Here is an 8226-nt window from a genome sequence, read left to right on the forward strand (position 1 = left end):
GGGCGACGGGCAGGCCGCGGCCGGCCAGGGCGGGCGCACCACGCCCGGGGGCGCCGGGACCGACGGCGGCACCGGGACCAGCGGCGTCTCGTCCGGCTCCGACGCGTCGCTCATCGACTGGCTCGAGCAGAACCGGGGCGAGGCGTCCTACCTGGCGGCGGCGTTCGGCGCGCAGACCGCCGCGCAGCTGATCATCGACTCCGGCGGGCAGTCGGTGCTGCCGATCGGCGGCTTCAACGGCACCGACCCGGTGCCGACGCTCGACGCGTTCGAGCAGCTCGTGGCCGACGGCGATCTCCGGTACGTGATCGTGGGCGGGCTCAGCACCGGTGGCGGCATCGCCGGCTCCAGCGGCACGTCGGCGGACATCCGGTCCTGGGTGCTCCAGAACTGCACGATCGCCTCGGACGCGCCCAGCGATGCGGTGTACGACTGCTCCTGATGCCGCCGCGCCCGGCGCCTCCGCGATCCGCACAACCTCAGCGATCCGCACAACCTCAGCCGGAATCTCCGACCGCAACGGAGGTTGCGTGAATCGCTGAGGTTCCGGAACGGTTGCGGAGCTTGTGCGTGACCTCTGGTCGAGGGCGCGGTCGGGCGCGGTGAGGGGAGAGGCCGTCGTTTTTCGATGCTCCTTGTCGTCGGCGCACGAACAGGAAGAACGGCGGCCGCTTCGACGACCGTCGACCCGGTGTCGCCGGCGCCGCGACCGGCTCACGGCGTGGTCATGACGCGTTGCCCGGACGGGATGGGCGTACTCGTTCGTCGCCGCGCTGGAAGCGGGCGCTTTTCCCAGGTCTCGCGCAGGGGCGGCAGGTGCCGGCGGCGCGGGTCAGTCCGCGTCGACCTCGATCACGACGGTGTCGTCGGCCGTCTCGATGCTGTCGGTCGTGTCCGCGGTGTCGTCCTGGGACACGACGTGGTCGGTGACCCCGTCGGGGCGGATGAGCTCGCGCACCTCGGACATGAAGCTGGTGAGCTGCTGCTGCTGCCAGCGCAGCTGACGTGTGCGGTCCTCGGCGTCCCGGAGCACGGCGGTGCTGTGCTCGATGACGGTCTCCACGATCTTCTGCGCCTTGACCTTCGCGCGGTCGAGCGTCTCCCGCGAGCGCAGGTTCGCGTCGGCCTCGATCTGCGCGGCCTGGGCGCGCATGAGCCTCTCGTAGTCGTCCGCCTTCGCGGAGATCCGCTGCGCGTGCTCGAGCGAGGCGGCGACCTGGTCGTTCGCGTCGGAGGTGATGCGCTCCGCGTGCGCGACGGCCTGGTTGTGCAGCACGAGGAACTCCTGCTGGGCGTCGTCCTGCCGACGGGTGAGCGTCTCCTCGAACTCGAGCACGCGGGCGTTCATCTCCCGCACGTCGCGCTCGGCGTCCGAGCGCAGCTGCGTCGTCTCGCGGGTCACCATCGCCCGCAGGGCGGCCGCGCCCTTCTCGGCCTCCGTGCGGATCGTGGCGGCCTCGCGCTCGGCCTGGGCGATCTTCTCGGCGGCGTGCGAGGACTCGCGCTCGATGCGCGCCTCGTGCGCGGTGTACTCGGTGTCCATCTTGAGGCGCACCTGATCCGCGTCGTGCTGAGCCTGCGCGCCGATGCGGGCGACATCGGCATCCAGCTCCGCGCGACGGCTCGCGACCTCCTCTCGCGCCGCCTCGAGCAGCCGCTCGGCCTGGGCGGCGGCGTTCTGGATGATGACGCCGGCCTGCTCCTCGGCCACCTTCAGCACGGCCTCGAACTGCTGACGCGAGGCGGGCTCGTCGCCGTCGCGCTCGACCAGCGGCGCGTCCGAGAGCTCCGCGGTCAGCGCCTGCACCTGCGCCTCGGCCTCGGCGGCCTGTGCGCGGGCGGCGGCGAGGTCCTCGGCGAGCCGGCTCGTGGCCGACTCGCTCTCGGCGCGCAGCTGGTCCAGCGTCGTCGAGTTCTGGGCGTGCACGCGGTCGAGCTCGTCGCGGTGCCGGTCGTCGAGAGCGCCGAGCTCGGCGGTGAGGCTCTGGATGCGCGTCGTCAGATCGGCCAGCGCCGCGTCCACCTCCTGCCGGTCGTAGCCACGGAAGCCGATCGTGAAGTAGGTCTGCTCACCCTGCCCGGACTGGATGAGCTGGTCGAACGGGGAGTCGGAAGCGGTGGACGGGTCGCTCATGACGGGCGCCTTACTGGTCGTCGAGTTGTGAGGAGGGGGCGTCGATGACGCGGGGAGGACGATGCGTCTACTCTGCCGCATCCATCGTATGCATCACCCGTGAATGCCGCCTCCCCCGACCTAGACTTCCCACGTGCCCGAACTGACCGCGATGCCCGAGCCGCAGTACGTCATGTCGGCGGACGGCCTCCGGCTGGCGACCTACTCGTGGGGCGACGACGCCGACGCCACCGTGCTGGCCGTGCACGGGTTCGCCTCGAGCACGCGCGACAACTGGGTCAGCACCGGATGGGTGCGCGACCTGCTGCGTGCCGGGTACCGGGTGCTCGCGCTCGACCAGCGCGGGCACGGCGCCAGCGAGAAGCCGCACGATCCGCGCGACTACGCGCTGCGTGCCCTCGTGGGGGATGTCGAGACGGTCCTGGACACCTACCTCGTCGACACCGCGCGATACGTCGGCTATTCGCTGGGCGCCCGCGTCGGATGGGAGGTCGCGAGGGACCTCGAGGACCGACTGGAACGGGTCGTCCTCGGCGGCGTCCCGGACGGCGTCCCCCTCAGCCGGCTCGATCTCACGCAGGCGCGGGCCTTCGTGGTCGACGGCACGCCGGTGACCGACCCGGTGACGCAGAACTACGTCCAGCTGATCGAACGGGTCGGGGGCAACGATCTGGGGGCGCTGCTCGCGATCGCCGAGGGGATGCGGTCGGCGGGCGAGGCCGACCCGGACCCGGCGGCGGCGCCCGCGCAGCCCATCCTGTTCGCCACCGGCACGCTGGACGGCATCATCGAGGGCTCACGGGCGCTCGCCGCGGCGTGCCCGCAGGGTCGGTTCGTCGAGATCCCCGGCCGGCACCATTTCAACGCCCCGGGCTCGCGCGTGTTCCGGGAGGCGGGCATCGGCTTCCTCGGCGCCTCCCGCTGACCGCCGTGGTAGCGCGACGTATGTCGGATGGCGTATAGTTGATCTTTGGTGCTTTGCGCCCTCTTGGCGTTCCGTCCTCTCGGTTCTCGGCGACAGGGCGACTCGGCACCGCTACCCCATCCACCGCAGACCGGCCGGTCTGCAGAAGCGTCAGCGAGGCTATGGCTAAAAAAGACGGTGTCATCGAGATCGAGGGCGTGGTGTCCGAGGCGCTGCCGAACGCGATGTTCCGCGTCGAGCTCACCAACGGGCACAAGGTGCTCGCCACGATCTCCGGGAAGATGCGACAGAACTACATCCGCATCATCCCCGAGGACCGCGTGGTCGTGGAGCTCAGCCCCTACGACCTCACCCGCGGCCGCATCGTCTACCGCTACCGCTGAGCACTCCGGCCGAGAAGTAACGTCCCGCGCAGCGGGAACGAAGACAGCGAACAGGAAACATCATGAAGGTCAACCCGAGCGTCAAGCCGATCTGCGATCACTGCAAGGTGATCCGCCGTCACGGCCGCGTCATGGTCATCTGCAAGTCGAACCCGCGTCACAAGCAGCGCCAGGGCTGAACGGATGCGGCACACCGCCGCAGTGCACAACTGAACACGAAACCGGCAGGGTCAGAACCTCTCGCGAGGGGACACCTCGGGCGGAGGCCCGGGCACCGACCCTGCTCCACACCTCCACACACTCCTAGGAGCATCGCATGGCACGTCTTGCCGGCGTCGACATCCCGCGCGACAAGCGCGTGGTGATCGCACTCACCTACATCTACGGCATCGGCCGTACCCGCTCGAACGAGATCCTGGCGGCGACCGGGATCGATGAGAACATCCGCGTCAAGGACCTCTCCGACGACCAGCTGATCGCCCTGCGCGACCACATCGAGGGCACCTACAAGGTGGAGGGCGACCTGCGCCGCGAGGTCGCCGCCGACATCCGCCGCAAGGTCGAGATCGGCTCCTACGAGGGCCTGCGCCACCGCCGTGGGCTGCCCGTGCGCGGTCAGCGCACCAAGACCAACGCGCGTACGCGCAAGGGTCCCAAGCGCACCGTCGCCGGCAAGAAGAAGGCGCGCTAAGCGCCCGCCCCCAGGTTTAGGAGAACAGAGCAATGGCACAGGCCAAGTCCGCGGCGCGCAAGCCCCGCCGCAAGGAGAAGAAGAACATCGCGCTGGGCCAGGCCCACATCAAGTCGACGTTCAACAACACGATCGTCTCGATCACCGACCCCTCGGGCGCCGTGATCAGCTGGGCCTCCTCGGGTGGCGTCGGCTTCAAGGGCTCGCGCAAGTCGACCCCGTACGCGGCCGGCATGGCCGCCGAGTCGGCCGCCCGCCAGGCCGCCGAGCACGGCGTCAAGAAGGTCGACGTGTTCGTGAAGGGCCCGGGATCGGGTCGCGAGACCGCGATCCGCTCGCTGCAGGCAGCGGGCCTGGAGGTCGGCTCGATCCAGGATGTGACGCCGCAGGCCCACAACGGCTGCCGTCCGCCCAAGCGCCGCCGCGTCTGACGTTCCGCGAGCCGGGGCATCCGTCATCGGATGCTCCGGCGTCCGCACGCGAGGGCGCCTCGCGCGCTCCGGCCACAACTCAACATCTCAGCAACTGCAAGTGTCATATAGCGGGCACTTAGCCGAAAGGAACACATCGTGCTCATCGCACAGCGTCCCACCCTGACCGAGGAGAAGATCGGGGAGTTCCGCAGCCGTTTCGTCATCGAGCCGCTCGAGCCCGGCTTCGGTTACACCATCGGCAACGCGCTGCGTCGCAGCCTCCTGTCGTCCATCCCCGGCGCCGCCGTCACCAGCATCCGCATCGACGGCGTGCTGCACGAGTTCAGCACCATCCCGGGGGTCAAGGAGGATGTCACCGAGATCATCCTCAACATCAAGCAGCTGGTCGTCTCCAGCGAGCGCGACGAGCCCATCACGGCCTACCTGCGCAAGACCGGCGCGGGCGAGGTCACCGCGGCCGACATCTCCGCGCCGGCCGGTGTCGAGGTGCACAACCCGGAGCTGGTCATCGCGACCCTCAACGACACCGCGCGCTTCGAGCTCGAGCTCACCATCGAGCGCGGACGCGGCTACGTGTCGGCCACCCAGAACCGCAACGAGTACGCCGAGGCGGGCCAGATCCCGATCGACTCGATCTACTCGCCGGTGCTCAAGGTCAGCTACCGCGTCGACGCGACCCGCGCCGGCGAGCGCACCGACTTCGACAAGCTGGTGCTGGACGTGGAGACCAAGTCGGCGATCTCGCCGCGCGATGCCGTCGCCTCCGCCGGCCGTACCCTGACCGAGCTGTTCGGCCTGGCCCGCGAGCTCAACGTCGAGGCCGAGGGCATCGAGATCGGCCCGGCGCCGGTCGAGACCGTCCTGACCAACGAGCTGTCGATGCCCATCGAGGACCTCGACCTGTCGGTGCGTTCGTACAACTGCCTCAAGCGCGAGGGCATCAACACCGTCTCGGAGCTGGTCGCCCTCTCCGAGACGCAGCTGATGAACATCCGCAACTTCGGGCAGAAGTCGGTCGACGAGGTGCGTGACAAGCTGATCTCCCTCGGCCTGTCGCTGAAGGACTCGGTGCCCGGCTTCGACGGCGCCCACTTCTACGGCGGCTACGACGACGAGAACGCCTGATCAGGCCCGCACCCGAACGTTTCGATCTGGAGTATTGAGAAATGCCTAAGCCCACGAAGGGTCCCCGCCTCGGAGGCGGCCCCGCCCACGAGCGTCTGCTGCTCGCGAACCTCGCCGCGGCCCTGTTCACGCACAAGTCCATCAAGACCACCGAGACGAAGGCCAAGCGCCTGCGTCCGCTGGCCGAGCGTCTGATCACCTTCGCGAAGCGCGGCGACCTGCACGCTCGTCGCCGGGTGCTGTCGGTCATCGGTGACAAGGAAGTCGTGCACGTCCTGTTCACCGAGATCGCGCCGCTGGTGGCCGAGCGCGAGGGCGGCTACACCCGCATCACCAAGGTCGGCAACCGCAAGGGCGACAACGCTCCGATGGCCGTGATCGAGCTCGTGCTCGAGCCCGTTGTCAAGAAGGCGTCGAAGCCGGCCAAGAAGGCGGATGCCGTCGAGCCCGAGCCCGCGGTCGAGGAGACCGAGGCCGTCGAGGAGACTGAGGCGCCGGCGGACGAGGTCGAGGAGACCGAGGCTCCGGCCGACGAGGCTGCCGAGGCCGAGGCCGTCGAGGAGAAGTCGGAGTAATCCGCTGCTCCGGAACGGGACCCGCGTGGACGCTCGTCCACGCGGGTCCCGTCGTTCTGACAAGATCTCGACAAGACTCCGGCAATAATCCCCGCTGGGAAGACCCGCCCCGTACCGTGGACGCAGACAACGTGGATGCGGGGCGGATGCTGTCCCACAGCGGACCCGAAGCGCCGGGCAGGTCCCCATCCGTCCCCTCCACGTCGTTTGCCCGAGGCCGGTGGCTAGGCTGATCGGGTGCGGATCCGTCTGAATATCGCCTATGACGGCACCGACTTCCGCGGCTGGGCCCGGCAGCCAGGGCTGCGTACCGTGCAGGGTGTGCTCGAGACCGCGATCGCCCGCGTCCTGGGCGGCGATCCGCGGCTGGTCGTGGCGGGTCGTACCGATGCCGGGGTGCACGCGAGCGGTCAGGTCGCCCATCTCGACCTCGACGACGCGCAGCGCGCACGACTCGTCGCCCGCCGCGGCGGCGACGACGCGGTCGCGGATCTCGCCCACCGCATCCGCGGCGTGCTCGGGCCGTACCCGGACGTGACGGTGTCGCGCACGAGCGTCGCGCCGGAGGGATTCGACGCGCGCTTCTCGGCCGTCTGGCGTCGCTACGAATACCGTGTCGCCGATGACGTCCCCGGCTACGACCCCCTCGAGCGCGCACGCACCACGCGCGTGCGCGGGGTGCTCGACGAGGGGGCGATGGACACGGCCGCGCGTTCGCTGATCGGGCTGCACGACTTCGCGGCGTACTGCAAGCCGCGGGAGGAGGCCACGACGATCCGCACTCTGCTCGCGTTCGGCTGGCGTCGCGGGCCGGACGGCGTGCTGGTGGCGGAGGCGACGGCGGACGCCTTCTGTCACAGCATGGTCCGGGGGCTCGTGGGCGCCTGCGTCGCGGTGGGCTCCGGCCGGCTGACGGTCGCCGATGTCGTGCGGCTTCGCGAGGAGGTCGTCCGCACGAGCGCGTTCGCCGTGCTCGCGGCGCGGGGGCTCACCCTCGCCGAGGTGGGGTACCCTGCCGACGAGCTGCTCGCCGCCCGGGCCGAGCAGACGCGCGCCCGTCGCCAGCCGCAGTGACCTGAGCGTTCGTCAAGAGGACGCGAGCCGGTCACCGTCGCGGGCTATGGTGAGACGACCATGAAGGTGATCTCATACAACCTGCGCAAGCACCGCGCGGCCGTCGAGCTGGGCGAGCTCGTCGACGCGCACGGCGCAGACGTGCTGTGTCTGCAGGAGGCCGACACATCGGAGATCCCGGCGACCCTCGCCGGCCTGCAGCTGGCCGAGGCGACGCAGCGCAACCGGCTCGGTCTCGCGGTCTACTACCGGGTCAGCGCATTCCGGCTGGGCGAGGTGCGGGCGATCTCACTGAAGAAGTCGCTGCACGACCGGGTGCTCAAGCCGGCCGAGGAGCGGATGCTCGGCGTCCGGCTGTTCGACATCGACGACGGACACGAGTTCATCGTCGCGTCGTTCCACGCCGCGCCCCTGACCGCGTTGAACTCCCTCCGCCGGCATCAGATCCGCACGGCGCTCGCAGAGCTGCAGGACCTGGGGCCGGGCCTGCCGACGCTCATGGTGGGCGACTACAACTATCCGGTGTTCAAGGAGAAGCTGGGGGAGCGGGTGCGCGACCAGGGGTACGAGCTCACGCTCAGCGACGCCCGCACCTACACGCGGTACCGGTTCTTCCGCGGGCATTACGACTTCGCGACGTCCGCCGGCTTCGACATCGCCGGCGTGCGCACCCTGCCGCAGGGGCTCAGCGACCACCTGCCCATCCTGGTGACCGCGAATCCCACCCCGGCCCAGCGGCGACTGGCCGGTTGAGGCGCCGCGGCAGCGGTCAGACGCTTCGGCGCGACCGCATGCGGCCGATGCGCAGCACATGGAGCCCTGCGGCGTCCAGCAGCGCCGCGCCGAACCGCGCGCGGGCGCGACGCAGCCGGCGGGCGCCCTCGA

At 70.1% G+C, this 8226-nt stretch carries 10 protein-coding genes and 1 pseudogene; 10 read left to right on the forward strand and 1 reads right to left on the reverse strand.

Annotation, left to right across the window (positions count from 1 at the left end):
- Nucleotides 1–442, forward strand: a pseudogene (locus tag QM626_RS06510) (4-amino-4-deoxy-L-arabinose transferase); the annotation flags it as partial.
- A gap of 390 nt (nt 443–832) precedes the next feature.
- Here the strand turns inward: QM626_RS06510 and QM626_RS06515 are convergent.
- Nucleotides 833–2134, reverse strand: a complete 1302-nt coding sequence (locus tag QM626_RS06515) for a cell division initiation protein (RefSeq protein WP_415075202.1) — start codon at nt 2132–2134, stop codon at nt 833–835.
- A 151-nt stretch (nt 2135–2285) separates the two neighbouring features.
- Between QM626_RS06515 and QM626_RS06520 the strand changes: the two genes are divergently transcribed.
- The 9 genes from QM626_RS06520 to QM626_RS06560 all read left to right on the forward strand — a co-directional run bounded on the left by QM626_RS06520 (nt 2286) and on the right by QM626_RS06560 (nt 8094).
- Nucleotides 2286–3059 (forward strand): alpha/beta fold hydrolase, encoded by a 774-nt coding sequence (locus tag QM626_RS06520; RefSeq protein ID WP_415075220.1) that lies wholly within the window; start codon nt 2286–2288, stop codon nt 3057–3059.
- A 161-nt stretch (nt 3060–3220) separates the two neighbouring features.
- Nucleotides 3221–3442 (forward strand): translation initiation factor IF-1, encoded by a 222-nt coding sequence (gene infA / locus QM626_RS06525; RefSeq protein ID WP_005050493.1) that lies wholly within the window; start codon nt 3221–3223, stop codon nt 3440–3442.
- A gap of 62 nt (nt 3443–3504) precedes the next feature.
- On the forward strand, nt 3505–3621 hold the full coding sequence (gene rpmJ, locus QM626_RS06530; RefSeq protein WP_005050492.1) for a 50S ribosomal protein L36: 117 nt from the start codon (nt 3505–3507) through the stop codon (nt 3619–3621).
- A 137-nt stretch (nt 3622–3758) separates the two neighbouring features.
- Nucleotides 3759–4133 carry a 30S ribosomal protein S13 gene (rpsM, locus tag QM626_RS06535; protein WP_415075210.1) on the forward strand — a complete coding sequence of 125 codons (375 nt, stop codon included), beginning with the start codon at nt 3759–3761 and terminating at the stop codon, nt 4131–4133.
- Nucleotides 4134–4165: 32 nt separating this feature from the next.
- Nucleotides 4166–4564: a 30S ribosomal protein S11 gene (gene rpsK / locus QM626_RS06540; RefSeq protein ID WP_047544506.1), complete on the forward strand. Its 399-nt coding sequence runs from the start codon at nt 4166–4168 to the stop codon at nt 4562–4564.
- A gap of 138 nt (nt 4565–4702) precedes the next feature.
- Nucleotides 4703–5692, forward strand: a complete 990-nt coding sequence (locus tag QM626_RS06545; RefSeq protein ID WP_415075212.1) for a DNA-directed RNA polymerase subunit alpha — start codon at nt 4703–4705, stop codon at nt 5690–5692.
- A 41-nt stretch (nt 5693–5733) separates the two neighbouring features.
- Nucleotides 5734–6267 (forward strand): 50S ribosomal protein L17, encoded by a 534-nt coding sequence (rplQ, locus tag QM626_RS06550; protein WP_415075214.1) that lies wholly within the window; start codon nt 5734–5736, stop codon nt 6265–6267.
- 237 nt (nt 6268–6504) lie between these two features.
- The gene (locus tag QM626_RS06555; protein ID WP_415075216.1) at nt 6505–7341 is read left to right on the forward strand and encodes a tRNA pseudouridine synthase A; all 837 of its coding nucleotides are present in this window, start codon (nt 6505–6507) and stop codon (nt 7339–7341) included.
- A 60-nt stretch (nt 7342–7401) separates the two neighbouring features.
- Nucleotides 7402–8094 (forward strand): endonuclease/exonuclease/phosphatase family protein, encoded by a 693-nt coding sequence (locus QM626_RS06560; protein ID WP_415075218.1) that lies wholly within the window; start codon nt 7402–7404, stop codon nt 8092–8094.
- Nucleotides 8095–8226: the final 132 nt, after the last annotated feature.

Origin of the sequence: Microbacterium sp. (genome assembly GCF_047606385.1) — a bacterium.
Classification (GTDB): domain Bacteria; phylum Actinomycetota; class Actinomycetes; order Actinomycetales; family Microbacteriaceae; genus Microbacterium.